The organism is Streptomyces cyaneus (genome assembly GCF_004028635.1).
In the GTDB taxonomy this organism is placed as follows: Bacteria; Actinomycetota; Actinomycetes; order Streptomycetales; family Streptomycetaceae; genus Streptomyces; species Streptomyces cyaneus.
Genome location: NZ_RQJW01000003.1, coordinates 427,650 through 453,818 on the forward strand (window position 1 = coordinate 427,650; position 26,169 = coordinate 453,818).

At 73.4% G+C, this 26,169-nt stretch carries 21 protein-coding genes; 17 read left to right on the forward strand and 4 right to left on the reverse strand.

Going from position 1 to position 26,169, the window contains the following annotated elements:
- Window positions 1–313: 313 nt before the first annotated feature.
- Entirely contained in the window at window positions 314–1,168 is an 855-nt protein-coding gene (locus tag EHO50_RS11095; RefSeq protein WP_128429718.1) for a LysR family transcriptional regulator, read from the reverse strand.
- A gap of 83 nt (window positions 1,169–1,251) precedes the next feature.
- Between EHO50_RS11095 and EHO50_RS11100 the strand changes: the two genes are divergently transcribed.
- Together EHO50_RS11100 and EHO50_RS11105 are read left to right on the forward strand one after the other, a co-directional pair.
- Entirely contained in the window at window positions 1,252–2,166 is a 915-nt protein-coding gene (locus EHO50_RS11100; RefSeq protein ID WP_246101109.1) for an EamA family transporter, read from the forward strand.
- Between the two features lie 263 nt (window positions 2,167–2,429).
- Window positions 2,430–4,079: a TlrC/CarA/OleB/SrmB family ABC-F type ribosomal protection protein gene (locus EHO50_RS11105; protein ID WP_128429719.1), complete on the forward strand. Its 1,650-nt coding sequence runs from the start codon at window positions 2,430–2,432 to the stop codon at window positions 4,077–4,079.
- A gap of 87 nt (window positions 4,080–4,166) precedes the next feature.
- Here the strand turns inward: EHO50_RS11105 and EHO50_RS11110 are convergent, their stop codons facing one another.
- Window positions 4,167–4,961 carry an SAM-dependent methyltransferase gene (locus EHO50_RS11110; protein ID WP_128429720.1) on the reverse strand — a complete coding sequence of 265 codons (795 nt, stop codon included), beginning with the start codon at window positions 4,959–4,961 and terminating at the stop codon, window positions 4,167–4,169.
- A gap of 349 nt (window positions 4,962–5,310) precedes the next feature.
- Here EHO50_RS11110 and EHO50_RS11115 point away from each other — a divergent pair, with 349 nt between their 5' ends.
- The 15 genes from EHO50_RS11115 (at window position 5,311) to EHO50_RS11185 (ending at window position 24,904) form a co-directional block, all read left to right on the forward strand.
- Window positions 5,311–7,167, forward strand: coding sequence for a phage tail sheath family protein (locus EHO50_RS11115; RefSeq protein WP_128429721.1), 1,857 nt, complete (start codon window positions 5,311–5,313; stop codon window positions 7,165–7,167).
- A gap of 29 nt (window positions 7,168–7,196) precedes the next feature.
- On the forward strand, window positions 7,197–7,718 hold the full coding sequence (locus EHO50_RS11120; RefSeq protein ID WP_128429722.1) for a phage tail protein: 522 nt from the start codon (window positions 7,197–7,199) through the stop codon (window positions 7,716–7,718).
- A gap of 5 nt (window positions 7,719–7,723) precedes the next feature.
- The gene (locus tag EHO50_RS11125; protein ID WP_128429723.1) at window positions 7,724–8,437 is read left to right on the forward strand and encodes a hypothetical protein; all 714 of its coding nucleotides are present in this window, start codon (window positions 7,724–7,726) and stop codon (window positions 8,435–8,437) included.
- A gap of 2,086 nt (window positions 8,438–10,523) precedes the next feature.
- Window positions 10,524–11,738: a Pvc16 family protein gene (locus EHO50_RS11130; protein ID WP_164904814.1), complete on the forward strand. Its 1,215-nt coding sequence runs from the start codon at window positions 10,524–10,526 to the stop codon at window positions 11,736–11,738.
- Window positions 11,735–12,085, forward strand: coding sequence for a hypothetical protein (locus EHO50_RS11135; RefSeq protein ID WP_128429725.1), 351 nt, complete (start codon window positions 11,735–11,737; stop codon window positions 12,083–12,085). Before EHO50_RS11130 ends, EHO50_RS11135 begins: the two co-directional genes overlap by 4 nt.
- Window positions 12,082–12,723: a hypothetical protein gene (locus EHO50_RS11140; RefSeq protein ID WP_128429726.1), complete on the forward strand. Its 642-nt coding sequence runs from the start codon at window positions 12,082–12,084 to the stop codon at window positions 12,721–12,723. The genes EHO50_RS11135 and EHO50_RS11140 overlap by 4 nt, the downstream gene beginning before the upstream one ends.
- Window positions 12,724–12,767: 44 nt before the next feature.
- Window positions 12,768–13,094 carry a LysM peptidoglycan-binding domain-containing protein gene (locus EHO50_RS11145; RefSeq protein ID WP_128429727.1) on the forward strand — a complete coding sequence of 109 codons (327 nt, stop codon included), beginning with the start codon at window positions 12,768–12,770 and terminating at the stop codon, window positions 13,092–13,094.
- Complete coding sequence (locus tag EHO50_RS11150) at window positions 13,094–14,212, forward strand: hypothetical protein (protein ID WP_128429728.1); 1,119 nt, start codon at window positions 13,094–13,096, stop codon at window positions 14,210–14,212. Before EHO50_RS11145 ends, EHO50_RS11150 begins: the two co-directional genes overlap by 1 nt.
- A complete protein-coding gene (locus tag EHO50_RS11155; RefSeq protein WP_128429729.1) occupies window positions 14,209–14,748 on the forward strand; it encodes a phage baseplate assembly protein V in 540 nt (179 codons plus the stop codon). Before EHO50_RS11150 ends, EHO50_RS11155 begins: the two co-directional genes overlap by 4 nt.
- Window positions 14,749–14,755: 7 nt before the next feature.
- Window positions 14,756–15,109, forward strand: coding sequence for a hypothetical protein (locus EHO50_RS11160; protein WP_128429730.1), 354 nt, complete (start codon window positions 14,756–14,758; stop codon window positions 15,107–15,109).
- Window positions 15,110–15,114: 5 nt separating this feature from the next.
- Entirely contained in the window at window positions 15,115–15,477 is a 363-nt protein-coding gene (locus tag EHO50_RS11165) for a GPW/gp25 family protein (protein ID WP_128429731.1), read from the forward strand.
- The gene (locus EHO50_RS11170; protein ID WP_128429732.1) at window positions 15,474–18,221 is read left to right on the forward strand and encodes a putative baseplate assembly protein; all 2,748 of its coding nucleotides are present in this window, start codon (window positions 15,474–15,476) and stop codon (window positions 18,219–18,221) included. The genes EHO50_RS11165 and EHO50_RS11170 overlap by 4 nt, the downstream gene beginning before the upstream one ends.
- Window positions 18,218–21,376 (forward strand): putative baseplate assembly protein, encoded by a 3,159-nt coding sequence (locus EHO50_RS11175; RefSeq protein ID WP_128429733.1) that lies wholly within the window; start codon window positions 18,218–18,220, stop codon window positions 21,374–21,376. Before EHO50_RS11170 ends, EHO50_RS11175 begins: the two co-directional genes overlap by 4 nt.
- A complete protein-coding gene (locus tag EHO50_RS11180) occupies window positions 21,373–23,490 on the forward strand; it encodes a hypothetical protein (protein WP_128429734.1) in 2,118 nt (705 codons plus the stop codon). Before EHO50_RS11175 ends, EHO50_RS11180 begins: the two co-directional genes overlap by 4 nt.
- Before the next feature lie 73 nt (window positions 23,491–23,563).
- Entirely contained in the window at window positions 23,564–24,904 is a 1,341-nt protein-coding gene (locus EHO50_RS11185) for a DUF6519 domain-containing protein (protein ID WP_128429735.1), read from the forward strand.
- Window positions 24,905–24,943: 39 nt separating this feature from the next.
- Here EHO50_RS11185 and EHO50_RS11190 read toward each other — a convergent pair whose 3' ends face one another.
- Entirely contained in the window at window positions 24,944–25,291 is a 348-nt protein-coding gene (locus tag EHO50_RS11190) for a hypothetical protein (protein ID WP_128429736.1), read from the reverse strand.
- A gap of 318 nt (window positions 25,292–25,609) precedes the next feature.
- On the reverse strand, window positions 25,610–26,095 hold the full coding sequence (locus tag EHO50_RS11200; protein WP_128429738.1) for a hypothetical protein: 486 nt from the start codon (window positions 26,093–26,095) through the stop codon (window positions 25,610–25,612).
- Window positions 26,096–26,169 lie beyond the last annotated feature (74 nt).

A 26,169-nucleotide genomic window follows, 5' to 3' on the forward strand; every position in this document is an offset into this window, starting at 1 on the left:
GGTCGGCACCACGGAACGCGAACCGCACGGCCTGCTCACCTCCACTCGCCGGCCCTCCCGCGCCCGGCGGGATCCGCTCATGGGTACCCGCCGGGCGCGCCTTGTCACCCCCGGGACCCCGGCTCCTCGAGTACCCGTGAGCGGCTCTGGCGCATTCGCCGCGCGCATGGTGTGCTGGAGGTGACGGGAAGGACCCAGAACGACGCGGGGAAGCGGATGACGGCCGCGCACCGCGTAATCAGGATCCGCGAGAAGTGGATAGGGCCCTTCCCGCCCTGTGCTGTCGCCGCACACCAAAGGGCCGTCGAGAGCGTCAGTCGCCCCGGTACAACGCCGTGACCAGCTCGATCACGGCCTGCGCGGCGGGCGGCGGGTCGTCGCGCCACCAGGCCAGCCGTACGGCGATGGGTTCGGCGTCCCGTACCGGCCGGTAGACGATGCCGGGGCGCGGGTACTGGTTGGCGGTGGCCTCGGCGGTCACGCCGATGCAGCGGCCGGTGGAGATCATCGTGAGCCAGTCGTCGACGTCGTGCGTCTCCTCGGTCGCCGGACGCGCATCGGGCGGCCACAGGTCGGTGGTCGTGGTGCCGGTGCGACGATCGACGAGGAGGGTACGGCCGCTGAGGTCGGCCAGCCGGACCGCGCGGCGCCGGGCCAGCGGATCGTCGGCGGCCACGGCGCACAGCCGCCGCTCCAGGCCGACGATCGCGGAGTCGAACCGCCGGTCGTCCACCGATCGGCGTACGACGGACAGGTCACAGGCGCCCTCCGCGAGACCGGCGGTGGCCGAGTTGACGCGCACGAGGTGCAGATCGGTCCCGGGGTGCGCCGCGGCCCAGCGACGCTGGAAGGCCGGGGTGTGCCGGCCGAGCGCCGCCCATGCGTAGCCCATCCGCAGCCGGTCGTGCCCGGAGCCGGCCTCCCGGACCAGGTCGTCCACCTCGCCGAGGACCCGCCGGGCATGCGCCAGGACGCGCAGCCCGGTCCCCGTGGGGCTCACCTCTCGGGAGGTGCGCCTCAACAGGCGTACTCCCAGGGCCCGTTCGAGCGAGGCCAGCGAACGGGAGACGGCTGCCTGGGAGACGCCGAGGGCGATGGCGGCGTCGGTGAAACTGCCCTCGTCGACGATCGCGACGAGACAGCGCAACTGCCTCAGCTCCACATCCATGGGTCAAGCATCCATGACTGCAGCGTATGGATGCCGACGGTGACGCATTTTGCGCAAAGATCGGCCGTCCGCACGATCAGCTCATGCGCACCCGACCCGCACCCGCACCCGCGTCGGCCCAGGCTGCCCCGGCAGCCCCGCTCGTCCGGAAGAGTTCCGAGCAGACCGACGGCCGTCTCGCAGGCGTGGCCACGATGATCGGCAGCGGTCTGTCCACCCAGACCGGTGCCGCGATCGGTTCCCTCGCCTTCCCCGTCCTCGGCGCCGTCGGCGTCGTCGCCGTACGCCAGTACGTCGCCGCCCTGGTGCTGCTGGCCGTCGGCAGGCCGAGTTGGCGTTCGTTCACATGGCGCCAGTGGTGGCCGGTGGTCCTGCTGGCCCTGGTGTTCGGCACCATGAACCTCTCGCTGTACTCCGCGATGGAGCGCGTCGGCCTGGGTCTGGCGGTGACCCTGGAGTTCCTGGGCCCGCTCACCCTCGCCCTGGCCACGTCGCGCCGTCGAGCGGACGTGTGCTGCGCGGTGATCGCCGCGGCCGGTGTCATCACCCTGATGCGCCCACAGCCCTCGACCGACTACCTCGGGATGGCCCTGGGCCTGCTGGCCGCCGGCTGCTGGGCCTCGTACATCCTGCTCAACCGCACGGTCGGCCGACGCATCCCCGGAGCCCAGGGCGCGGCCGCCGCGGCCGGCCTTTCCGCCGTGCTGTTCCTGCCGATCGGCATCACCGTCGCCGTACGGCATCCGCCCACGGTCGGCGCCGTCGCCTGCGCGGTCGCGGCCGGTGTGCTCGCCTCGGCCGTGCCCTACCTCGCGGACCTGTTCACCCTGCGGCACGTCCCGCCCCGGGCCTTCGGCCTGTTCATGAGCGTCAACCCGGTGCTGGCGGCCGCGGTCGGCTGGGTCGGCCTGGGTCAGGGGCTGGGTGGGCCGGAGTGGGCGGGCATCGGTGCCATCGTCGCCGCCAACTCGTTGAGCATCCTGACCTCGCGGAACTGACGCACGGTCATGCGAGCCGTGGCGGCCGGCACGAAAAAGGCTTGCAGGCGCTCTGGTTCCCGGCCTACGGTGCTGCGCATGGGTTCTCTGTGACAGTCCCCGCGCGACCGCGTCGAGCTCCGCTCCGCCGTCGCGCGTTCTCATCCGTGCTTGCGCCCCTCCCGTGATGCCGCCCGTCCGGCGTGCAGCGGAGTGATCCGGCGTGCGCGGATGCGTCCATCCGCCCGTGCCGATCGGCTCGGCCGAGAACAGGGGACTCTTCCATGTTCACCGCACAGCTATCCCTTCAGAACGTCACCCGCCGCTACGACGACCACACCGTGCTGGACGACGTGTCCTTCAGCATCAAGCCGGGCGAGAAGGCCGCCGTCATCGGCGACAACGGAGCCGGGAAGTCCACCCTGCTGCGGCTGATCGCCGGTCAGGACCGGCCCGACAACGGCGAGCTGACCGTGATCACGCCCGGCGGCGTCGGCCATCTCGCCCAGTCGCTCGCCCTTCCACCCGAGGCGAGCGTCCAGGACGCGGTGGATGTGGCTCTCGCCGACCTACGCGATCTCGAAGCGCGGATGCGCCACGCCGAAGCCGGGCTCAAGGGCCTGACGGGAGCGGAGCTCACCGCGGCGCTGGACGCCTACGCCCGGCTGCTCGCCCAGTACGAGGCACGCGCCGGCTACGAGGCCGACGCCCGGGTGGACATCGCCCTGCACGGGCTCGGGCTGCCCGGCCTGGCACGGGACCGAACCCTGGGCACCCTGTCGGGCGGTGAGCGCTCCCGGCTGGCGCTGGCCGCGACCCTGGCGTCCCAGCCCGAGCTGTTACTGCTGGACGAGCCGACCAACGATCTGGACGACCAGGCGGTGGGCTGGCTGGAGGCCCACCTGCGGGCGCATCGCGGCACCGTGCTCGCGGTCACCCATGACCGGGTGTTCCTGGAACGGGTCACCACCACGATCCTGGAGGTCGGCGAGGGCAAGGTGACGCGTTACGGCGACGGCTACGACGGCTACCTCGCCGCCAAGGCCGCCGAGCGGCGGCGCCGTCTGCAGGAGTACGAGGACTGGTGCGCGGAGCTGGCCCGCAACCAGAAGCTGGCCGCGACGAACGTGGCACGGCTGGAGGCGATCCCGCGCAAGCTGCCGTTCGCCGTGTTCGGCCACGGCGGCTTCCGCAGCCGCAGCCGTGGCCACGGCGCGATGGGCCGCATCCGCAACGCGAAGGAGCGTGTCGAACGGCTCACGGACCATCCGGTCGCGCCGCCGCCCGAACCTCTGGTGTTCGCCGCCCGCATGACGACAACCGACGGCCGGACGTCGCAGCCGGCGGCGGAGCTCACCGACGTCCGTGTCGGGGACCGGCTGCACGTGCCGTCACTGCGGGTCGGCGGCGAGGAGCGGCTGTTGATCACCGGGCCCAACGGGGCGGGCAAGACGACGCTGATGCGCGTGCTGGCGGGTGAGCTGCGGCCCGATGAGGGGACGGTGCGCACGCGGGGCCGGGTCGGGCATCTGAGGCAGGAGGAAACTCCGTGGCCGCCCCGCCTCACGGTCCCGCAGGCGTTCGCGTACGGTCGCGGAGGCGACCTGGACGAGCACACCGACCACCTGCTGTCGCTCGGCCTGTTCAGTCCTTGCGACCTGCGCCTGAAACTGAGCGAACTGTCCTACGGGCAACGGCGCCGGATCGAACTGGCTCGCCTGGTCAGTGAACCCGTGGACCTGCTGCTGCTCGACGAGCCCACCAACCATCTGTCCCCGGCCTTGGTCGAGGAACTGGAAGGAGCGCTGGCCGGTTACCGAGGCGCGGTGGTGGTCGTCACCCACGACCGCCGCATGCGCACCCGCTTCACCGGCACGCACCTGGAACTGAACGCCGGCCAGGTCGCACAGCTCCAGGAGGCCGCAGCGAGCTGACCCCCACAAGCCCCGACGCCGGGCGGGACAGCGCACTCACGCTGTCCCGCTCCCCGTTGACGCCGACGGCGCGCTCGCCAGGCGACGCTATGGCTTTCGCGCCACACCGCCGAAGTCGTCGACCTCGGCGGGAGCCTGCTCACCGGACTCGCCGGCGCGCCACCGGGAGACGGAGACCACGCCGGGCTCCAGCAGCTCCAGGCCCGCGAAGAACCGGGCGAGTTCCTCCGGGCTGCGGTTGACACGGGGGTTGTCGCTCGCCTCGTTCCACTGCTCGATCATCTCGCGCATCTGCTGCGGGTTGAGCACCTCGGTGTCGTCGCACAGCACGAGATGGCTGCCGGAGGGCAGTGCGTCCACCAGGCGCCTGACGATGTCGTAGACCGTGTCGTCGGTGATGTGGGCGGTGATGCCCAGCAGGATCAGCGCGACCGGCTGGGTGAAGTCCAGTGTCTTGGCGGCCTGTTCCAGAATGGCCTCGGGATCGCGCAGGTCGGCGTCGATGTAGTCCGTGGCCCCTTCGGGCGTGCTGGTGAGCAGCGCCTCGGCATGCGCCAGGACGACCGGGTCGTGATCGACGTAGACGATCCGGGTTTCCGGGACCAGTCTCTGGGCGACCTCATGGGTGTTGTTCGCGGTGGGCAGGCCGGTCCCCACGTCGAGGAACTGTCGTATACCGGCCTCACCGACGAGATACTCCACCGTCCTGACGAGGAACGCCCGCTGCGCCAGGGCGATGTCGAGGATCGCCGGGTTGGCGCCGGCTATCTGGTCGCCGACCTGCCGGTCGATCTCGTAGCAGTCCTTGCCGCCGAGCCAGTAGTTCCAGATCCGAGCCGAGTGCGGCACGCCGCTGTTGATGAGCGGACGTTCAATTGGCATGGGTGCTCCCCGAGTTGAGCGCGGACGTCTGTGCATAACCTAGACGTGGGTCGGGGGTCGCCGGCGAGGTGGTGGGCTTTGGCACGCCCGTGGCGGCCGATGCCGGTGCAGCGGGGCGGGTCGCCAACGGGCGGGGCGGTCGCCGAGGTGCGGGGCGGGCGTCACCTTCACCGCCGGTGCGGTCGGCCGCGCCGAGCCGGACCCATTCCGCCGAGTGAGCTCCAGGCCCTGCCCACGGGCGACGCCCGCGTCACCCGAACGCCTCAGGGACGGCACCGCACAGAATGACGTATCCGGACATATCCGGATACGGTGATCGCGGATCGGGGCTGCAGCGGAAGGGGCCGGCATGCCGGTGAACGTCACCTACCCGGGTGTCTACGTCGACGAGGTCAAGAGTTCCGTCAAGACGATCACGGGCGTTCCCACCGCCGTGGCCGCCTTCGTCGGTCATGCGCCGCGCGGCCCGGCAGACCGGCCGGTGCACATCACCGGCTGGGCCGACTACGAGGCCGTCTTCGGCGGCTTGCGGGCGAACTGCCCGCTGAGCTACGCGGTCTACCAGTTCTATCTGAACGGCGGCAGCGAGGCCGAGATCGTCAGGGTGGTGAAGGACGAGAAGACGGTCCGCCTGCCGCTCGGCACGAGCGCCGCCCGACCCGCGAGGGAGTCCGCACGGCCCTCGCCAGCGCCCGCGCCCGCGGCGGGCGGTGAGGGTGGCGAGTCCTCCGCCGGCACCGGGGAGGACGAATCCTCCGGCGAGGACAAGAAGAAGGGCCGGGGCGAGCACGAGTCCGGCGGTGACGCCAGGCGGTCCTCGGCCTCCGGATCGTCGGGGGCGGCTTCCGCAAACGGCCCGGCCTTGCTCGCCGCCTCCCCTGGACGGTGGGCGCGCAAACTTCGCGCCCGCGTCGACTGGGACACCGCCGAGGGGAAAATCCCGGATCAGAAGCGGAAGCTGTTCAATCTCACGGTCCGAGACCTGGAGACAGGCGCGGAGGAGCGCTACCTCAACGTCAGTATCGAGCCGGACAGTCCCCGCAATCTCGCGCACCTGCTGGAGTCCTCTCAACTCGTGCGCGTCGAGGACCCGAAGGCCACCATCCACGCGGTGCCCGAGGAAAACTCCGATCCGAAGGACGGAGTGGATCCCTTCACCACGGCCGAAGTTGCGCCGGCCGGGCAGCCGCCGTACTGCTATGCCCCTGCCGAGACGGGGGGCAGCCAGACGGACGCGGACGAACGGCCCGAGGAGCTGAAGCCGTACCGGGGCGACCCAGCAGCCAAGACCGGCCTCTATCAGCTGCTGAAAACGGACATCTTCAACATCCTGTGCCTGCCCGACGTCCATTGGCTCGACGAGAAGTTGCGGGCCACGGGCGGGAGCGTGAACGCCCTGCTCGTCCCTGCGCTGCAGTTGTGCGTCGAGCGGCGGGCCATTCTGCTGGTCGACCCGCCCGCATCGTGGACCGGCGGGCAGGATGGCGGCGACTCCAAAGCCGCTGTCGTGGGCACCGTCCTGACGAATATGAAGGAGCTGGAGCTGGGTGACCCCGGCAAGAACGCCGCGGTCTACTACCCCCGTGTCCTCGCGCCCGACCCCCTGCTCGGCGGCGCCGTCCGGCCCTTCCCGCCCTGCGGTGTGATGGCCGGCGTGCTCGCCCGGACCGACGTCCAGCGCGGGGTCTGGAAGGCACCGGCCGGTACGGATGCCTCGCTGGGCGGTGTCACTGAGCTCGAGGTGCCGCTGACGGACCTGGAGATCGGGCGGCTGAACCCGGTCGGAGTCAACTGCCTGCGGCGGCTGCCCGCGGCCGGTCCGGTCGCCTGGGGGGCGCGGACGCTGCGCGGCGCCGACCGGCTCGCCAGCGAATGGAAGTACCTCCCGGTGCGCCGGCTCGCGCTCTTCATCGAGGAGAGCCTGTTCCGGGGCACGCACTGGGTGGTGTTCGAGCCGAACGACGAGCCGCTGTGGGCCTCGATCCGGCTGAACGTCGGCGCCTTCATGAACTCCCTCTTCCGAGCGGGCGCGTTCCAGGGCCGTACGCCCCAGGACGCCTATCTCGTGAAGTGCGACAAGGACACCAACCCGCAGAACGACATCGATCGCGGCATCGTCAACATCCAGGTGGGCTTCGCCCCGCTCAAGCCCGCGGAGTTCGTGATCGTGCACATCCAGCAGCTCGCCGGCCAGATCCAGGTCTAGGTCGAGATCCAGCTCCAGGAGGACGACCGATGCCCGAAGTCAAGCGCCGGGACCCGTTCAAGAACTTCCGGTTCCGGGTGAAGTTCAGCGGCGAGACCGACTACATCGCGGGAATCAGCAAGGTCAGCGGGCTCAAGCGCACCACCGAGGTCATCCGGCATCGCGACGGCGGAGACCCCGGCACCAGCCGCAAGCTTCCCGGCCGCACCGAGTACGAGGCGATCACCCTCGAACGCGGCTGCACCGTCGACACCGCCTTCGAGGAGTGGGCCAACCGCGTCTGGAGCCTGAAGAACTCGTCGGGCGGGTTGGAGACTTCGCTGAAGGACTTCCGGCGCGACCTCATCATCGACGTCTTCGACGAGGGCGGACAGCAGGTGCTGTCCTACTCCGTCCATGACTGCTGGGTCTCCGAGTACCAGGGGCTGCCCGAACTGGACGCCGGTTCCAACGGCGTGGCTTTCGAGCACATCAAGGTGGAGCACCACGGCTGGGTTCGGGAGCACACCAACCCGCCGCAGGAACCGCAGTTCTCCGACACCGCGGGGTGAGCGGGGTGCCGCGGCAGCTGACCGAGGCGAACGTCCTCGACGTGTGGGAGAGCGGGCTCGCCGGGCCACCGGCGGCTCGCTCCCTGCTGCTCGCCTCGCTGGCGGCGCCAAGCGGGCACAGCGTCGCGGACCTGCCGCTCAGCGCGCTCAACTCCCTTCTGCTCGAGCTGCGCCGCGGTGCGTTCGGCGACGCGCTGCCGTGCACGGCGGACTGCCCGGAGTGCGGCGAGAGTCTCGATGTCACCGTGACGGCGGGCGAGTTGCTGCCTTGCGGAGGCGGCGGCGCCGTGGCCGCTACGGCGACTGTGACGTCGTACGGCAGGACGGTCACGTATCGCGCGCTGACCGGGCGGGACGTCCGCGCCGTCGATCCCGCCGCGCCCGGCGCCCGCCAGGCCCTGCTGCGGCGCTGCGTCCTGCGCGTCGACCCACCGGCCGACGACCTGCCCGACGAGGTCCTGGAGGACGTCGCCCGGCTGCTCGCCGACCTCGACCCCGGCGCCGATGCCGTCCTCCCCCTGAACTGCCCGCAGTGCGACCACAGTTGGGATGCTGCCCTCGACCTCGCCGAACACCTGTGGACCGACGTGTCCGGTTACGTGCGCCGCCTCCTGCACGAAGTGCACGCCCTCGCCCGTGCCTACGGCTGGACGGAGGCCGACGTGCTCGCGATCAGCCCGACGCGAAGGCAGTTCTATCTGGAGGCGAGCACCGGATGAACGACTTCGTGGACCGCGTCCTCAGAGCACCGGGCCCAAGACTGCGCCCGCTCGCACCGAACGTGTTCGACCCGGGCGCGCCGCGGTTGCCTGGGGGCGGGCGGGGGGCGGCGGTGTTCGGGCCTGGGGTCGAGGGGGACGCGGAGACAGAGGCGGAGCCAGAGACAGAGGCGGAGGCGGAGGCGGAGACGTGGGTGTCCACGCTGCCGTCCGGGGAGGGAGTGGTGGGGCCGGTGAAGGGGCTGGCGGTGACGGGAGTTGGGGAGCTCTCGTATGAGGCGGCCTGGGGCGGGGGGTTGTTGTACGACGTGGCTCCGGGGGACGGGGGCGGCGTGGTCGGGGGCGGAGGCGGGGGCTCGGCGGAGGGTCTGGGAACGGCCGGTGGGGCGGATGGGCTTTGGGTGGGCGGGGAGGGGGTGCGTCCCGCCGACGGCAAGAGCGGACGTTCCGTTGGCGGGGAGAGGGTGCATCCGGCCGACGGCAACAGGGGACGTCCCGTTGGCGGGGAGGACGTGCGTCCGCGCGACAGCGGGGGCGTGGGGCCGGCTGGCGCGGGCGGTGACGCCGGGTTGGTCGACGGGCACAGGGTTGGGCGCGTGCATCCGGCCGATGGCAATAGGGGACGTCCGGTTGGCGGGGACGGTGGCGCCGGCTTGGTTGACGGCCGCGAGGTTGGGCGCGTGCATCCGGGCGACGGCAATGGCGCGGGGCCGGCCGACAGGTATGCCCACAGGGATGGGGCGCATCCGGTCGGCGGGCGCGGTGGCAGGGCTCTGCCGGCGGCCGACAGCGACAGGGCGGCTCGGACCGGCAGGGATGCCGTGCATCCGATGGACGGGCGCGGTAGCAGAGCCGTGCGTCCGGCCCCGGCCGACTGCGACGGCGCGTATCCAGCCGACGGGGGCGGTGGTGGCAGAGGCCTGCGTCCGGTTGAGCGCAAGAAGACAGGCCCAGCACAGACCAAGGCCGTACACCCCGCGGACGCCGAGGAAGCACACCCGACCGCCGATGCCACGCACACCGCCCAGCCCGAGCAGCACCGCCGGGCCCATGTCGAGGCCACGCCTCCCGCCGACGGGAGCGAGGTACGCCCGGAGGCCGGGGACGGCGTCCGCCTGGCCGGCGGGACGGACGTACGACTGAACGGAGCGGCCCCATCGCCGAGCGCAGCGTCGCGGCCGGCGTCCGGTGCCGGGTCCTGGGCGGAGGCCCCCGGTGTCGGCCGTCGCGAACGGGGCGACGACGGCGAACCGCAGGCTGTGCGGGGCGCCTCTCCTACGACCCCTGCCAGCCAAGTCCCTGACGACGCGGCCGCGTCGGAAACGCCGCGCGCAGAGCAGTCGCGGCCCTCTCCGACAGGCTCTGCCATCAGCCACCACGCCCTGCCGATCGGCTCTGCCTCGGCAGGCCACAGGCGTGGTCCTACGACCGATGAGCCGCCCGTACGTCGCCAAAGTCGCCCGGAGCGTCCCGTCGGCACCCGGACGCACACGGCTGCCCCGACGCTCGGCCTGCGGGAGGCCCTCGGTGCGGACCGCCCTCCCTTTCCGACAGGAGCCGGCACAGCGCCTCAAGGTCAATCGATGTCTCCCGGCCACCCGGGCGCGCCGCTAGGGGGCTCCGGAATGGAGAGCGAAGACATCGGTTCATCCACCCTCGGCTCCACCACATCTCCCCCTCCAGCGCCCGTAGGGCTCCCCGTCCCCGTCCCGCCTTCACCCTCACCGTCCCCGTCCTCGTCCCCGTCACCGAAGCCCCCCACAACCAGCCCCTCCCCATCGGACGACCTCCCCCAACCGCCCCCAGCCCGCCCCGAATCTCCACTCGCGCTCGCCCCGGAGCCCGCCTCCACACTCACTTCAGGCCGCACCCCCCACCTCCGTTCCGCAAGCCCTGCCGCCACCACCCCCACCCGGCGGCCGGCGACACCACCCCCCAAAGAACCGGCGGCGCACGCGACCGTCGTTCGCGTCACCATCGACCACCTGGTCGTCCGTACCGCCCCTCCCCGCCCCGTCGACGCCCCGCCCCCTCCCCCGCACCGCAAGCCCCGGCTGAGTCTCGAGGAGTACCTGGGGAGGCGGGCGTGAGTGATGCGTTGGCGATTGCCGCCGTGACCGAGACGCTGCGGGCCGTGCTGCGCAGGTCCCTCCAACAGATCGTGCCCGGGGCTGAGGTGACGGTCTGTCACCCGGCGGATGTCGCCGCAGCCTTCGCCGGAGGCGAGGGCGAGGGCGAGGGCACGACGGCCGTGCTCAACCTCTTCCTCCACCGGACCGGTATCGACCCCGCTTGGCGCAACGCCGACCCCGAGGGCTCGCGCCCTGGTGAGAGTCGGCATCCCGCGCTGCCGCTGGTCCTGCACTACCTGTTCACCGCGCACGTACCGGCCGGTGAGAACTCCACCGTTCCCGAGCGGCTGCTGGGTGCGGCGATGGCGGCGCTGCACGAGCGGCCGCAGCTGCGTGCCGACGACCTCAGGGCCGCCGCAGGCTTCAGTGATCTGCATCTTCAGCAGGAGCCGGTGAAGGTCACTCCGGCGATGATGACGGCCGAGGAGATGTGTCTGCTGTGGGCGGCCCTGGGCCACGGTTACCGGCTGTCGGTCGCGTACGAGGCACGTGTCGTTCTCATCGACAGCGCCGTACCCGGCCGGGCACCCCTGCCGGTGCTGCGGCGCGGGGCGGCCGGGACCGGGCCCGAGGCGATCCCGACGGCGGCCGCGCGCTGGCCGGTACTGCAGGCCGTCGCGCCCCCGGTCGCCGCGCCCGGCTCCGACATCGTGCTCAGCGGGAGCGGATTTGAGGCGGGGACGGTAAGCGTGCGTCTGACGCACCCGCTGCTCGGCGGGCCGCTGGTACTGCCGGCCCGCGCGGACGAGGCCGGCTCGTTGCGGGCGACGCTCGGCGAGGAGCTCGGCGCGGGAAGCTGGTCGGCCGTCGTCGTCCTCACCGCGCCCGACGGCAGTGAACGGACCACCGAGCCACGGCACTTCCACATCGCGCCGCGCATCACCAGCTCCTTGCCGCTGACCGCCGAGCGGGACAAGAAGGGGGCGGTGACGCTGGTCGTGGAGTGCGCGCCCGCCGTGCATCCCGGTCAGCGGGCCGAGCTGCTGGTGGCGGATCGGCCCGTGCTCGCGGAGCCGTTCACCCGGGCGACTCGGACGCTGCGGTTCCGGCTGGCCGCGGGTGCGCCGGGGCGGTATCCGCTGCGGTTGCGCGTCGACGGGGTGGACAGCCCGCTGATCGATGTGGAGGCGGGGCAGTTCGACGCCGACGCGGCGGTGGTGATCACATGACGACGGCCACGCGGGTCGAGCTGCGCATCCGCCGGCTGGTGTGGGAGGGGGCCGGCCCGCCCTCGCCCGCGGCGCTGTGCGCGGCCGTCGAGGCCGAACTCGCCGTGCTGCTCGGCGACTCCCCCACCGTCGCCGCCGACGCCCCCGACCCGGCCGTACCTGCGGACTGCGCCCTCACCGCGCACGCCCGCCGGATCGCCCGCGCCGTCCATGACCTGCTCCGAGCCGGGCAACCGCCGGACCCACAGCGCTGCTCCCGGCATCTGGTCCAGCATCCGGCCCCCGACGCCGCCCCCGCCACTCCCACGTCCGGTCCCCGGCCAAAGGCAGGAGCCCTCATCCCATGACCACCCCCGCCCCCCGCCGCGGCGGCTTCGTCTTCCTGGACCCCGAGCAGGGCCAGGTGCTGCGGGTCATGCCCTTCCAGTACAACCCCGACAGCATCACCCGCACCCTCCAGCCGCGCGGCATCGGCGCCGACGCCGGTGACCGGCTGGAGGCGTTGCGGTTGCAGGGTCCGGCCCGGGAGACGTTTCGGATCGACGCGGAGTTCGATGCCGTGGACCAAGCGGCCTCGAAGACCATGTCGGCACCGCCCACGGGATCGGGGCTGAGCGCGACGCTGGCCGCGCTGGAGAGCGCCGTCACCCCGACGAGCGCCCAGTTGACCCGGCAGAACGACCTGGCCGGGCAGGGAATTTTGGAGATCGCCCCCGTGCAGGCCCCGCTGTCCGTGCTGGTGCTGGGGCCGCGCCGGGTGCTGCCCGTGCGGATGCTGGACATCGACGTGACGGAGGAGGCGTACGACGGGGAGCTGAATCCGATCCGGGCGCGCGTGACGCTGACGGTGCGGGTCCTCACCGTCGACGACGTCGGATTCGGCCACAAGGCCGGGGGTCTCTACCTCCAGTACCAGCAGGGCCGGGAGCGCCTCGCGGCAACGGTCGCGAACGGCCCGGCGACCGTCGGCTATCCGGGCGGCTGAGCCGCACTCGCGCCGCGTACCCACCAGCAGCCGGAGGAGGTCCCATGTTCGAGCCCAGCAGCAGGTACCACGGGCTGCCCACGACGACGTACACCCTTGCGGACGGCCGGACCGTCACGCACCTGCGCCGCCGGTTCCTGCCCCGGCCGGAGGAGTTGACGGCCGTCGGCGAGCATGTCGTCGCCGCCGGCGAACGGCTCGACGGCATCGCGGCCCGGCGGTACGGCGAGCCGGAGCAGTCGTGGCGGATCGCCGACGCCAACCGGGCGATGCGGCCGGACGAGTTGACGGCCGTGCCCGGCCGGAGGTTGCGGATCACCCTGCCCGCCGAGGCGTCGGCGGGGGCTGTCGGCGGCGAACGGGCGTGGTGATGAAGCACAGCCCGCAGGTGATGCTGCTCCTCGGCGACACGGTGCCCGCTCCGGCCCCGGCGGCGTTCGTCGACGCCCTGCACGGGGTGCGGATCACTTCGGCGAGCGGGGCGACGAGCGGCTTCCAGCTGACCTTCTCGGTCGCTCCGGGCTCGGCGCTGCCCCGGGCGGTCCTGCCGGACGGGGCGCTGCACGCGAAGAAGCGGGTCGTGGTCGCCGTGGTCCTCGCGGGCCGGTGCCAAGTCCTCGTGGACGGTGTGATCACGCATCAGGAGCTGCACGCGGCGCGGGCTCCCGGGGCGTCGTTCCTCGTCGTCACCGGTGAGGATCTGTCACTGCTGATGAATCTGCGGCACGTCCGGCGGGCGTATCCGGGACTCGCGCCGCACCTGCGGGCGACGGCGGTGTGTGCCGCGTACGCGCAGTACGGCATCACGCCGAAGGCCGTGGCGCCGGTGCTCGCGGACCAGCCGAATCCGCTGATCGACATTCCGGTGCAGGTGGCGACCGACCTCGCCTATCTGCGGGCGATGGCGGCGGACGTCGGTCATGTCTTCCATCTCGAGCCGGGGCCCTCGCCGGGGGTCAGCACCGCCTACTGGGGGCCGCAGCGCCGCGAGGGTGCCCTCCAGCCGGCCCTGACGACCGGGTGCGGTGCCGCCGACAACGTGGAGGAGCTGACGTTCTCCTTCGACGGGCTGGCCGCGTCCGGCTATGGCACGCACCGGCTGCAGCCCCCGTCCACGACGGCTTCCGAGGCGACCGCTCCGCAGCCGCTCGTGCTGCGCGGATCCCTGGCGGCCCGACCGGCCGAGGCCCTGCGTGCCGGTGCCCTCACCGGGCAGACCGGCCGCTCCCTGACCCGGACCCTGCTGGCCGGACTCGGCCGCGAGGTCGCCGCCGACGCGGTCACCGGGCACGGGACCGTCGACGTCCTGCGCTACGGCCATGTCCTGGCCGCCCACGCTCTGGTGGGGGTGCGCGGGGCGGGAGCGGCGTACGACGGGCGCTATCTCGTGGCCGCGGTGACCCACGACCTCACCCGGGCCACGTTCCGACAGCACTTCACGCTGGTCCGCGACGGACTCGGCGCCGACACCCAGGTGGTGACCGTATGACAGCAGCGCAGACGCACACGACACATCAGTGGCACGGCATGTACGAGGGTGTCGTGGTTTCCGCCGTGGACCCGACCGGGGTCGGCAGGCTTCTGGTGCGGGTCCCGGAGGTACTCGGCGACGAGGCGCCCGTGTGGGCCGCCCCGCTCACCCCGCTGGCCGGTTCGGACTGCGGCATGTACGTGGTGCCGCCGCCGGACTCCGGTGTGTGGGTGCGGTTCCTCGACGGGGACCCGGAGCGCGCCGTGTGGGTCGGGTTCCGGCGGGGCGGGTCGGGTGACGTGCCGTCGGCGGCGAAGTCGGCGCCGCCCGGCGTCCCGCAGATCGTGCTGGCCACACCTTCCGGCAACGCCCTGGTCATCAGCGACATGCCCGGTCCGGCGGGCGGGATCAAGCTCCAACTGCACGGTGAGAAGGGGCCGTTCATCAAGATCGACGAGATGTCGATCGAGATCTCCTGCGGGTCCGGACTCGCCACGCTCAAGCTCGTCGGACCCCAGCTCACCGTCAACGGCGGCGCGCTGACGGTGTTGTGAGGACGCCATGCCCGGACTGCTGCTCCACTACGGCGCGTTGATGATGTGCGCCCATCCGCCCGGCCTCGTGACCATTCCCGCGCCGGTGCAGCAGCGCGTTCTGGTCGGCCCCCATCCCGTCGCCACCAGCGCCGACACGTTCCTGGTGGCGGGCTGCAGCTTCCCGGCCGCCACGCTCGGGGCGCCGCCCTGCACGAGCATCGTGTGGCTGCACACCTCCACGCGGGTCTTCGTGGGCGGGCTGCCCGTCCTGCTCCAGCCGAGCCCGCCGGTCAGCCCCGGCCCGGCGATGGGGGTCGGCACGCCGCCGCCCAATCCCCCGCTGGTGCAGGCCATGCAGCTGCGGGTCCGGGGGATGTGAGCGCCATGGACGTCGCCTTCCCCTACCGCGTCGACGCCCGTGGCCGCACGGCGTCGGCCGCCTACGCCGACCACGTCCGGGACATGGTCGAGCTGGTCCTCTTCACCACCCCGGGCGAGCGGGTCAACCGGCCCGACTTCGGCTGCGGTCTGCTCGACCTGGTCTTCGCCGGAAGCAGCCCCGAACTCGCCGCGACCCTGGAGATGACCGCTCAGGCGGCCCTGCAGCGCTGGCTCGGCGACCTTCTGACGGTCGATTCCCTCACCGTGACCGCGGAGGAGGCGACGCTCCATGTGCGGGTCGCCTATGTGCTGACGGCCACCGGGGAGAACCGCACCTTGACCGTGAGCGGGGGGACCGGCTCATGACCGTGGCGGACGGGCGCCGGAGCCGTCCGGCCGGCATCGAGGACGTATGGGCGCACCCGGACCGGCGCACGCTGACGGTGACCTTCTCCGGGGTGCTGCCGCGGGGCGTGGACCGCACCCGGTTCGTGATCGAGGGCGGGCAGCGGGTCGTCGGCATTCGCGTGCTGCGGGTCGTTCCCGAGCGCGGCGAGGAGCCGGCTCCCGTCACGGAGGCCGGCGAGGAGCCGGCTACCGTCACGGAGGAGTCCGAGGGCGGTGCGCCTGCGAAGCGGTTCCGGTTGTTCCTGGACCGCCCCGGGGACGACTCCACCTACCGCCTGCGCGTCCTGGGGCGCGGCTTCCACGGCGCCCACGACCGGGCCGACTTCACCTTCCGCCGAACCGCCCGCCGGCCGCAGGACGCCCCCGCCCCGCCCCGGGCGCCGAGCCGCCCCGCACCCGCCATCGACTATCTGGCCAAGGACTACGCCAGTTTCCGCCGCCTCCTCCTGGAGCGGCTGTCCCTCACCCTGCCGCAGTGGACCGAGCGCCACGTCCCCGACCTCTGGGTCACCCTGGTGGAGCTGCTGGCCCATGTCGCAGACCGGCTCAGCTACCAGCAGGACGCCGTGGCCACCGAGGCGTACCTCGACACCGCGCGGCTGCGCACTTCGGTGCGGCGGCACGCACGCCTCGTCGGCTATCCGATGCACGACGGCTGCGCGGCCCGCACCGTCGTGTGCGTGGAGACGGCCGCGCCGCGGTCGGTGCGGACCGACCATCTGGCGTTCGCCGCGCAGCCGGATGACGCACTGCGCCCGGTCAGCGACCCCGTGCTGTCCGTCGAGGACCTCGCCTCGGGGTCGCATCCCGTCTACCGGCCCCTGGAGCGGCGCAGGATGTGGCTGCGTCCGGAGCACAACGGCATCCCGCTGTGGGCGTGGGGTCAGGACACGTTCCACCTGCCCGTCGGCACCACGCGGGCCGCGCTGCTCGACGTGGAGCGTGCGCTGGACCTCAAGCCCGGTGACCTCCTCGTCCTGGAGGAGCTGCAGGCCCCCGACGGCGGCGCGCCCGACCCCGGCCATCGGCAGGCGGTCCGGCTCGCCCGTGCCGTCCGGGACTACGACGCCGACCACGGCACGCCGGTCGTGAAGATCGCCTGGGCCGAGGAGGACGCGCTCACCTTCCCGCTGTGGGTGGGCAACCCGCCCGGGCCCGACGGCCGCAAGAGCGCGACCGTGGTGGCCCGCGGCAACGCGCTCCTGGTCGAGCACGGTCTGGAGAACACCTGGCTGCCCGGCGGCGACACGGACGAGCTGATCGAGGTTCCGCAGACGGCCCGTCCCTTCAAGGCGGAGTTGCGCGGCACACCCGTCACCTGGTCCCCTCCCCATCCCCGCCCGGCGGACCTGGCCGCGGCCCAGTCCCGGCACCTGCGCGGCCTCGCCGCCCGGGCCCGTGAACTGCTGCGCGACCTGCACCAGCAGGGCGACATCGACGACGAGGGCCGGGACCTCCTGGAAACCCTGTTCGGCGTCTCCGGCGTCAGCGACCCCCGCCGGGCCGCCCGTCTGCTCTCCCGCTTCGAAGACGTACTCGCCCCCCGGCTGCGCCGCCTGGAAACCCTCGCCCGCCGAGCCCGCTCCGGATACGTGCTCGACCCGGCCGAGGCCGACTGGGAGATCCGGCACAGTTGGGGTGCCCTGGCCGCAGAGGGCCTGCGCCCGGACAACCCGGCCCTGCACGGCCCCGCGAGCACGGCCCTGCGTCCCGATCCGCGCGAGGCGCTTCCCGCGGTACGCCTGGTGGAGGCGGAGGGTGCCCGGGCCCGGTGGGAGCCGCGCCGGGACCTGCTGGAGAGCGGCCCGCGCGACCGGCATGTGGTCGGCGAGACCGACGACGAGGGTGTGCTCACCCTGCGGTTCGGCGACGACCGCTGCGGCCGGGCGCCCCGCCCCGGCAGCACGCTGCGCGCCGTCTACCGCGTGGGCAACGGCAGTGCGGGCAACGCGGGCAGCGAGGCCGTCAACCGGATCGCCCACCGCGACGGGGGCCTCGCGGGCCTGGTCACGCGGGTGCGCAACCCGGTGCCTGCGACCGGCGGCACCGATCCGGAGCCGGTGGCCGAGGTGCGGCTGGCCGCGCCCCGCGCCCCCTTCCGCACACTGCTGCGCGCCGTCACCGCCGAGGACTACGCCACGCTCGCCGAAGGCCGCCCCGGTGTGCAGCGCGCCGCCGCGGCGCTGCGCTGGACCGGCAGTTGGTACGAGGCCGACGTGGCCGTCGATCCGGCGGGCGGCGCCGTGCCCTCGCCGGAGCTGCTGGAGGACGTACGTGCCGCACTGCGCCGCTACCGGCGCATCGGCCACGAGGTCGTCACCCACCCCGCGCAGCTGGTGCCGCTCGATGTGGCGCTGTACGTCCTGGTCGACCCGCACCACGTCACCGCCGAGGTACGGCAGGCGCTCCAGCTCCGCCTCCTGCCGGGGGAGGCGGGGTTCTTCGACCCGGCGGCGCTGACCTTCGGCACCCCGGTGCGGGCCAGTGCCCTGGTGGCCGTCTGCATGGCGGTGCCCGGGGTGCGGCACGCCGAAGTCACCCGGCTGCGCAGGCTCCACGCGCCCGGGCCCGAGGCCGACGGCCCGGACGTGCCGCCCTCCGGGGAGCTGCGGCTGCGCCCGCTGGAGGTCCCGCGGCTCGACGGCGATGTCACGCGCCCGGAGAACGGGCAACTGGTGCTGCGGCTGCGAGGAGGACGATGACCGCCCCGGAGCCCCCCTCGACGCGGGTGTGGAACCGCCCCGGGCTGCCCGCGCTGTCGTATCGCGTCGGGACGTATCAGCAGTTCCTGGACGCGATGTCGGCCCGGCTTCCGTCGGCCGGGGACAAGCCGCCCGGCCCGGCCGGGGAGGAGCCTCCCCTGGCCGCGCTCACGGCCCGGGAACCCGACGACGCCTCGATCGCCCTGCTCGACGCATGGGCCGTGGTCGCCGATGTGCTGACCTTCTATCAGGAGCGCATCGCCAACGAGGGGTTCCTGCGCACCGCGACGGAGCAGGAGTCCCTGGTCCGGCTGGGGCGGCTGGTCGGGCACCGGCCGTGCCCCGCGCTGGCGGCCGCCACCCACCTCGCCTACACGCTGGACACCGGCACCTGCTGTGTCGTTCCGGCCGGCTCGCAGGTGCGCAGCGAACCGGAGCCCGGTGGGCTGCCGCTGGTCTTCGAGACCGCCAAGGACCTCACCGCGCGGGCCGACTGGAACCGGCTGCCCGTCCGCACCACCCGGCCGGCCGGCCTCGCGGCCGGGCTCGCCGTCACCACCGCGTCCGTCGACGTCGAAGGTGTCCAGCCCGCCCTGCGGCCCGGTGACCGTCTGCTGTTCACGTATCCGGACGCCCGGCTGAACGTGACCCGGGTGGTGGGGGACGTGGAACCGGACCCCGCGCGAGGGCGGACCGCCGTACGGCTGCGGGTGCCGGACGCGACACGGCAGTTGGACAGCGCGGTGGACGCGCTCCAGGAGGATGTGGAGGAAACCGCCCGTCGGGCGCCCTCGCGCGGCCCCTTCGAGGAGCTGCTGGCGCTGCTGCGGGAGGTGCGCGACCGCGCCGAGGAGCTGCGCGACCCGGACACCTTCGCGGCCCGGCTCGACCGCAGGCTGGGCCGGCTGCGCGAGCGGCTCGCCGACCTCGGCGGGGGCGACGACGCCGACGCGCTGGCCGAGCGGGCCGCCGTCCGGCTCGCGACGGTGCGGCACGCCGTGAGCCGGATGACCGAGGAGCCCACGCGGCCCACGTCGGCCGACGCGCAGGCGCTGCTGCGCGACCTCGGCAGTCCCGGCCGCCCGGTGCTGCACGCCGTGGACCCGCTGCTGCGGGCGCTCGACCGGAGCGAGCCCCCGCCGCGCACCCCGCCCGCCGTCGCCGATGCCCTGGGCGCCGGCTCCGACGGCCTGCCCCGCCTGCTGGCGGGCAACCGGCCAGGCCTCACCGCGTCCCTGTACGAGGCGCTGACCGCCGTATCCGTCCCGGCCGCCGCCCGGCCGGGTGTGCAGCGCTTCCGGATCACCGCAGTCCCCCTCGGTGCCTCCGTCCCGGACGACGACCGGGTGAGACGGCTGCTGCGCGCCGCCGTACGGTCACGGCCGGACGGCACCGCCCCCCTCGCGGCGGACGTCCTGCTGCTGGACGCGGTGCACGAGGAGATCGAGCCGGGCAGTTGGATCGCGGTGCGCGTGGTGGGCCGTCCGCGCACCCGTGTCCTGCGGGTCACCGAGGTCGGCCAACTGTCGGTGGCGAACGGGCAGGACGCCGTGCGGGTGACGCGGTTGCGGCTGGCCGGGGCGTGGACCGAGGACTGCGACGACATCGCCGCCCGGCGCGCGACCACCGTGTGGGCCGCGGGTGAGCCACTGGTCCTCGCCGCCCCGCCCGATCCGAGCGATGTGAAGGGCGACGCCCTCACGCTGGACGGCACCTTCGAGGGGCTCGCCCCCGGACGGCTGCTCATCGTCTCCGGGGAACGCACGGACGTCGTTCCCGGCGCCGGCACGGGCGTGCCGGGCTGCGAACTCGCCGTTCTCGCGGGCGTGCGCCACGCCTTCGACGACCGGCTGTGCACGACGCTGCAGCTGACCGCTCCGCTCGCCCACCGCTACCGGCGGGACACGGTCGTCGTACACGGCAATGTCGTCCCGGCCACCGCGGGCGAGACGGTGACGGAGATCCTCGGCAGCGGTGACTCCGGCCGGGCGGGCCAGGTGCTGCCGCTGCGGCAGGGCCCGCTGGTGTGGCTGCCGTCGGCGACCGCCCAGGGCGGCGAGGAGGCGCTGACCGTCCGGGTCGACGACGTGGCGTGGCGGCGCACCGTCGATCTGGGCGAGGCGGGCCCGACCGCCCAGGTCTTCCAACTGCGCCCGGGCCCGGACGGCAGGGCCGCCGTGGAGTTCGGCGACGGCCTGCGCGGCGCCCGGCTGCCCTCGGGCACCGAGAACGTCACCGCCCGCTACCGCGTCGGGGGCGGGCGGGCCGGCAATGTCGCGGCCGGGCGGATCAGCCAGGTGGTGAGCCGGCCGCTCGGCGTCAGCGGCGTCACCAACCCGCTGCCCGCGACCGGCGGGGCCGACGCCGACGGGCCGGCACAGCTGCGCCGGGCGATCCCGCTGCGGCTGGCCGCCTTCGACCGGCTGGTGTCGGTGCGCGACTACCAGTCCTTCGCGCGGGCCTTCGCGGGCGTCGACAAGGCCGTTGCCCAGCGCTGCACGGACGGCGGCCGTCCCGTCCTGCACGTCACCGTCGCGGCCCGCGACGACACCCCGCTGGACGCCTCCTCCTCGCTGCTCGCCGGACTGCGCACGGCACTGCGGCGCTACGGCGACCCCCGGCTGCCCGTGCGGGTCGAGCCCTGCGAGCGCGTCCGGCTGGTGCTGGTGCTCGGCGTGCGTACGGCCCCCGGTCATCTGCCTGACAAGGTCGAACGGCGGGTCCGTGAGGCGCTGGCCGCCCGACTGGGGTTCGCGGAGGCGCACTTGGCCCGGCCGGTGTACTTGAGCGCCGTCGTCGCCGCCGCGCACGGGGTCACCGGCGTCGACTTCGTGGACGTGGACGCTTTCGGCGGCATCCCGGAGGGCGCCGACCCGGCCGAAGTGGTCCGGTTCGTCACGCATCCCTCCGTCGACTCCTGCGTGCCCGCCCTGTCCGCCGGGCCGCGCGCGGTGCGCGACCTCTCCCCCGTCGGCGGCCCGCAGGATCCGGCCGCCGTCGTCGACGCCGCGCAGGCCCCCACGGTGCTCCTCGACCGCCGGACCGCACCGGGTCGGCCCGAGCGGCGGCCCCCGCGACTGGTGCTGCGCCCCGCCCAACTCGTCCTGCTGGACCCGGCCGTCCCGGGGACCCTGATCCTGCGGAGGATTCCATGACCCCGGACGAGCTGTATGACCTGCTGCCCGCCGTGCACCGCAGACGCGACGCGCAACAGGGCGGCCCGCTGCGCGCACTGCTGACGGTTGTCGCCGAGCAGGCGGCCGTGGTCCAGGAGGACATCGAGGGGCTCTACGACAACTGGTTCATCGAGACCTGCGACGACTGGGTGGTTCCCTACCTCGGGGATCTCGTCGGGTACGAGATGCTGCCCCGCATCGCCGCCGCCCTGTCGGACGACACCTCCCGGGCCACCGGGCTGCCGGCCGCCGCCGTGCCCCGCAGGGACGTCGCCGACACGGTCACGCACCGGCGCCGCAAGGGCACCCTGGCGCTGCTGGAGGACCTGGCGTCCGGCGTGGCCGGCTGGCCGGCCCGGGTCGTCGAGTACCACCGGCTGCTCTGTGTCACCCAGCCGGTGCGCCGCTACTCCACCGACGGCCGCGACGCCCGCCGCAGGTCGGCACGCGGTGCGCTGGTCGACGTACGCCGCGCCGGGGCACTGGACCGCCTCGGCGGCCCGTTCGACGACTGCGCCCGCACCGTGGAGGTGCCGCGCGCCGGTTCCGCCCGCCGCCCCGGCCGCTACGGGGTCCGGTCCGTCGGCCTGCACCTGTGGCGGCTGCGCACGTACTCCGTGACACGAGCCCCCGCGTACTGCCTGGATCGCGACCGGGCCTGCTACACCTTCAACGTGCTCGCCATCGACACACCCCTGTACACCGCCCCGGTGCCCGAGCCGTCGAGCGGTCATGTCGCCGACGAGACGAACGTGCCGGAGCCCATCGGCCGCAGGGCCCTGGCCGAGCGGCTCCACGACTACTACGGGCCCGGCAAGAGCCTGTGCGTGTGGACCGGTCCGGATCCGGACGGCGACGCCGTGCCGCCCGACCGGATCGTCGCCGCCGATCTGTCCGACTGGCGCTACCGCCCCGCCCGTGGGCAGGTCGCCGTCGACCCCGTGCTCGGCCGGCTCGCGCTGCCGCCGGGCACGGCTCCCGCCCATGGCGTCCGGGTGACGTACCACCACGCGTTCTCCGGTGACCTCGGCGGCGGCGAGTACCCGCGCCCCGAGCCCGCGACGACCGACGCGCCGGAGCGTTTCCGGGTGGGCCCCGGCGAGGACCATGCGAGCATCGCCGACGCGCTCGACCGCTGGCGCGCGGGGAAGCGGGCGCACGGCGGCAAGACGGAGGTGATCGTGGAGATCACCGCCAACGAGGTGTACGAGGACCTGACCGACATCCGCCTCGACCCTGGCGACCGGCTCACCCTGCGCGCCGCGGACGGGGTGCGGCCCGTCGTCCGGCTGAGGGGACGGCACGGCGGCGACCGTCAGCGCGCCCTGACCATCACGGGTGCCGGCAGGCCGACGGCGCGGATCGTCCTCGACGGTCTGCTGGTGACCGGCGGCAGCGTGCGAGTGCGGGGCGGGGTGGAGCGTCTCGTCGTGCGGCACTGCACGTTCGTACCGGGCTGGGTGCTGGAGGCGCGCGGCACGCCGCTGGCGCCGGGTGCGCCCGGGCTGGACATCGCCGACACTCCGGTGCGCACCGAGATCCACCACAGCATCGTCGGCGCCCTCTCGGTCGACGGCGGCGAGGAGAACCGCGTCGAGCTCTACGACAGCGTGGTGGACGCCACCGGGTCCGAGGCGACGGCGATCGGCGCGCCGGACGGCGGCCCCGCCGGCATCCTCCTCACCGCCCGCCGCACCACCGTCCTCGGAGCCGTGCACGCCCGGGCGGTCGACGTGCTGGAGGACTGCCTGCTGGCCGGCAAGGTGTCCGTCGAGCGGCGCGACCAGGGCTCCCTGCGCTTTTGCTGGCTGCCCGAACACTCCCGGACCCCGCCCCGCTTCCACTGCGAACCCGACCACTCCGGGGATCCGGACCGGGTGAGGTTGCGCTTCGCCGCCACCCGGTACGGCTCGCCCGACTACGTGCGGCTCGCCGACGACTGCACCGACGCCATCCGCCGCGGCGGCGCCAACGGCTGCGAGCCCGGCGCACTGCACCACCTCTTCCAGCCGCTGCGCGAGGACAACCTCCGCACCCGGCTGGAGGAGTACACCCCCGCCGGATGCGACACGGGGCTCTTCTTCGTCACCTGAGCCCACTGCAACGACCCCCGGCCGCTGTCCCCCCCCACCTCCCAACCCCCCTCGGCCCAGGCAGGAAGCACCCATGCACGGCGACTTCTCCCGCGTCATCTTCGATCCCGCCCGGCGTTTCTCCTCGGTCCTCTCCCAGCAGGGGCGGGTCCAGCTCGATGCCGAGATCAACGAGCAGACGGCGATCCTCCTGCACTACGTGCGCACGCTCGCCGCCGACCTGCTGGGGCCGGCCGCGTACCCGCCCGACAAGGACGAGGACGCCCTCGGCGGGTTCGGGGTCGACGGGTTCGACGGGGACACCTTCAGCGTGGCCTCGGGCCGCATGTACGTCGACGGCATCCTCTGTGAGTGCGACGGCACGGACTACTGGGACCAGCCCGACGGCCACCTCGACAGCGACCGGGACGACGACCGGCTGCCGTCCGGGCCGTTCCTCGTGTACCTGAGGGTGTGGGAGCGCCTGATCACCGCGGTGGAGGCGCCCTGGATCCGTGAGGTGGCGCTCGGCCCGGGCGGCCCGGACACGACCGCACGCACCCGCGTGGTCTGGCAGGTGTGCCGGCTGCCGCTGGAGCCCGGCTCCTTCCGGCCGGACATGCGCAGCGCCGCGGGCTTCCTGCGGGAGCGCATCCGGGGCGACTTCGAGCCGCGCGGCCTGCTCGCCGCCCGGACCAGGCGCCCCGACGAGGACGACCTGGCCCTGAGCGAGCTGCCCCCGTCCTCGGGCTACCGGGGGCTCGAGAACCAGTTGTACCGGGTCGAGGTGCACCGAGGCGGCAGGGAAGGGACGGCGACGTTCAAGTGGTCGCGGGAGAACGGCTCGGTCGTGCTGCCCGTCCGGAAGATCGAGGGTGCCGTGGTCGAGCTGGAGACGCTGGGCCGGGACGACAAGCTCGGTGTGGACATGGGCGACGTGGTGGAGATCGTCGACGACGCGGTGGTGTGCCGCGGCGCGTCGGACCGGCCCGATGCCCGGTGCGGGCGGCTGTACACGGTCCGTGAGGTCGACTACGCCGGATACCGGGTCGTGCTCGACTCCGAACCCGCCGACGACGCCGGGCAGCGCCGGTCCCTGCACCCCTTCCTGCGCCGCTGGGACAGCGAGTGCGGCGAGGAGGGAACGGCCCTTCCCGTACGGGAGGACACGTGGCTGCCGCTGGAGGACGGCATCGAGATCCGCTTCTCACCCAGCGACGAGTGGCCCCGCGTCTACCGCCGGGGCGACTACTGGCTCATCCCGGCCCGGGTGCTCACCGGGGACGTCGAATGGCCCCGCAGCCGCGAGGGCGAGCCGCTGCGGCGCCGCCCGCACGGGGTGCACTACCACTACGCCCCGCTCGCCTATATCGATCCACGCGGCGACGATTTCGAACTGGTCGACCTACGGGTGCCGTTTCCGCACCGGCGGTAGGCCGGCACGGTGGCCTGTCGGAGGTCCGGCGAAGAGGACTCAGCGTCCGGCGATGAAGAAGATGAAGATCATCCAGGCGGCGAACAGCAGGAGTACGACGACGGCCACGGCCCAGTGCGTACCGCGGGTCGAGACCTCGGCGCCGGTGGTCAGGTTGTACAGCCGCTTGACCCGCAGGGTGCCGCGTTTGGCCCTACCCTCGGCGCGCACCCGGTCCCCTTCGGTGACGGCCCCCTCGAAGGAGTCGCCCCGCATCTCCACCGGCACCAGCCGCACGGGGCGGCCTCGGCGGTCGTACACCTCCACGCGGAAGTTGCAGACGACGGTCGTGCCGGTGTTGCCCCCGCTGCCGCGGACCTCGGTGCGCAACTGCACGTTGCGCGCCACGCCCTCGACGCTGCCGCTGCCCTGGAGGGTGCCGACCGGGAGCCGGCGCGGCGGTTCCGGCTCAGGCTCGACCGGGGGGTTCCACGTGGGTGGTGGGGGGACGTACGGCCGGGGCGGAGGCTCCGGGGGCGGCGGTGGCGGTGGCGGCTGCCGCGTGAACACGGTCCTGGGCCAGTGGCGCCGCCGCCCTCGTGTCACCGTGTCCTGGTCTTCGGCGTACGCCGGCAGCCAGGCACCGCAGTTGCGGCAGCGCTGGGCGTCGGGCGGTGCCTCGGCTCCGCACCGGTCGCACGTCCAGGCGCCGTCCACCGTCGTGACCTATTCGACGCGGTAGGTGACGTAGTACGCCGAACCCTCCCCGGGGGACGAGGCGAGCCGGGCGATGGGGCCGGCCCCGCGCTCGGACTCCTCGATCCGGATCGAGCCCAGCAGGTCGTCGCCGGAGGCGCTGTCGTAGTCCCACAGGGAGAGGTTCTGCACGAAGTCCACCGGTACGCTCACTCCCAGCGGCTGTGTCTGGCCGGAATTCACCGAGCCCGTCGAGCCGTTGCCCGGCCAGATGGCTCCGTCGACGCCGCTCGAAGTGGTCGTCGTGATGTACAGGTCGTCCGGGTCGCCGCGGGCGGCGTCGATCGCCGCGATGGCCTGGGGGACCGACTGCACGAAGTCCTGCACGGAGCTCGCACCGACCTCGCTCAGCGGGACTCTGGCGGCGAGTGCGCCCAGTGCCTCGTTCACGGTCGCGTCGGTGCCGGTCGCCGCGTGGACGCAGTAGACGTCGAGAATCGTCGCGGTCGCGGTCATGGGTCTCCTCCAGTCGTGTTTGTCGTCTCGTGTTTGTCGTCTCGTGTTTGTCGTCTCGTGTTTGTCGTCTGCCT

Bases quoted from the DNA above. Each gene is read 5' to 3' on its own strand.
- EHO50_RS11150 (WP_128429728.1), top strand. From the start codon at position 13,094: ATGAAGCACAGCCCGCAGGTGATGCTGCTCCTCGGCGACACGGTGCCC.
- EHO50_RS11175 (WP_128429733.1), top strand. From the start codon at position 18,218: ATGACCGCCCCGGAGCCCCCCTCGACGCGGGTGTGGAACCGCCCCGGG.
- EHO50_RS11115 (WP_128429721.1), top strand. From the start codon at position 5,311: ATGCCGGTGAACGTCACCTACCCGGGTGTCTACGTCGACGAGGTCAAG.
- EHO50_RS11200 (WP_128429738.1), bottom strand. From the start codon at position 26,095: ATGACCGCGACCGCGACGATTCTCGACGTCTACTGCGTCCACGCGGCG.
- EHO50_RS11185 (WP_128429735.1), top strand. From the start codon at position 23,564: ATGCACGGCGACTTCTCCCGCGTCATCTTCGATCCCGCCCGGCGTTTC.
- EHO50_RS11105 (WP_128429719.1), top strand. From the start codon at position 2,430: ATGTTCACCGCACAGCTATCCCTTCAGAACGTCACCCGCCGCTACGAC.
- EHO50_RS11165 (WP_128429731.1), top strand. From the start codon at position 15,115: ATGGACGTCGCCTTCCCCTACCGCGTCGACGCCCGTGGCCGCACGGCG.
- EHO50_RS11120 (WP_128429722.1), top strand. From the start codon at position 7,197: ATGCCCGAAGTCAAGCGCCGGGACCCGTTCAAGAACTTCCGGTTCCGG.
- EHO50_RS11170 (WP_128429732.1), top strand. From the start codon at position 15,474: ATGACCGTGGCGGACGGGCGCCGGAGCCGTCCGGCCGGCATCGAGGAC.
- EHO50_RS11160 (WP_128429730.1), top strand. From the start codon at position 14,756: ATGCCCGGACTGCTGCTCCACTACGGCGCGTTGATGATGTGCGCCCAT.
- EHO50_RS11145 (WP_128429727.1), top strand. From the start codon at position 12,768: ATGTTCGAGCCCAGCAGCAGGTACCACGGGCTGCCCACGACGACGTAC.
- EHO50_RS11140 (WP_128429726.1), top strand. From the start codon at position 12,082: ATGACCACCCCCGCCCCCCGCCGCGGCGGCTTCGTCTTCCTGGACCCC.
- EHO50_RS11110 (WP_128429720.1), bottom strand. From the start codon at position 4,961: ATGCCAATTGAACGTCCGCTCATCAACAGCGGCGTGCCGCACTCGGCT.
- EHO50_RS11180 (WP_128429734.1), top strand. From the start codon at position 21,373: ATGACCCCGGACGAGCTGTATGACCTGCTGCCCGCCGTGCACCGCAGA.
- EHO50_RS11155 (WP_128429729.1), top strand. From the start codon at position 14,209: ATGACAGCAGCGCAGACGCACACGACACATCAGTGGCACGGCATGTAC.
- EHO50_RS11135 (WP_128429725.1), top strand. From the start codon at position 11,735: ATGACGACGGCCACGCGGGTCGAGCTGCGCATCCGCCGGCTGGTGTGG.
- EHO50_RS11095 (WP_128429718.1), bottom strand. From the start codon at position 1,168: ATGGATGTGGAGCTGAGGCAGTTGCGCTGTCTCGTCGCGATCGTCGAC.
- EHO50_RS11100 (WP_246101109.1), top strand. From the start codon at position 1,252: ATGCGCACCCGACCCGCACCCGCACCCGCGTCGGCCCAGGCTGCCCCG.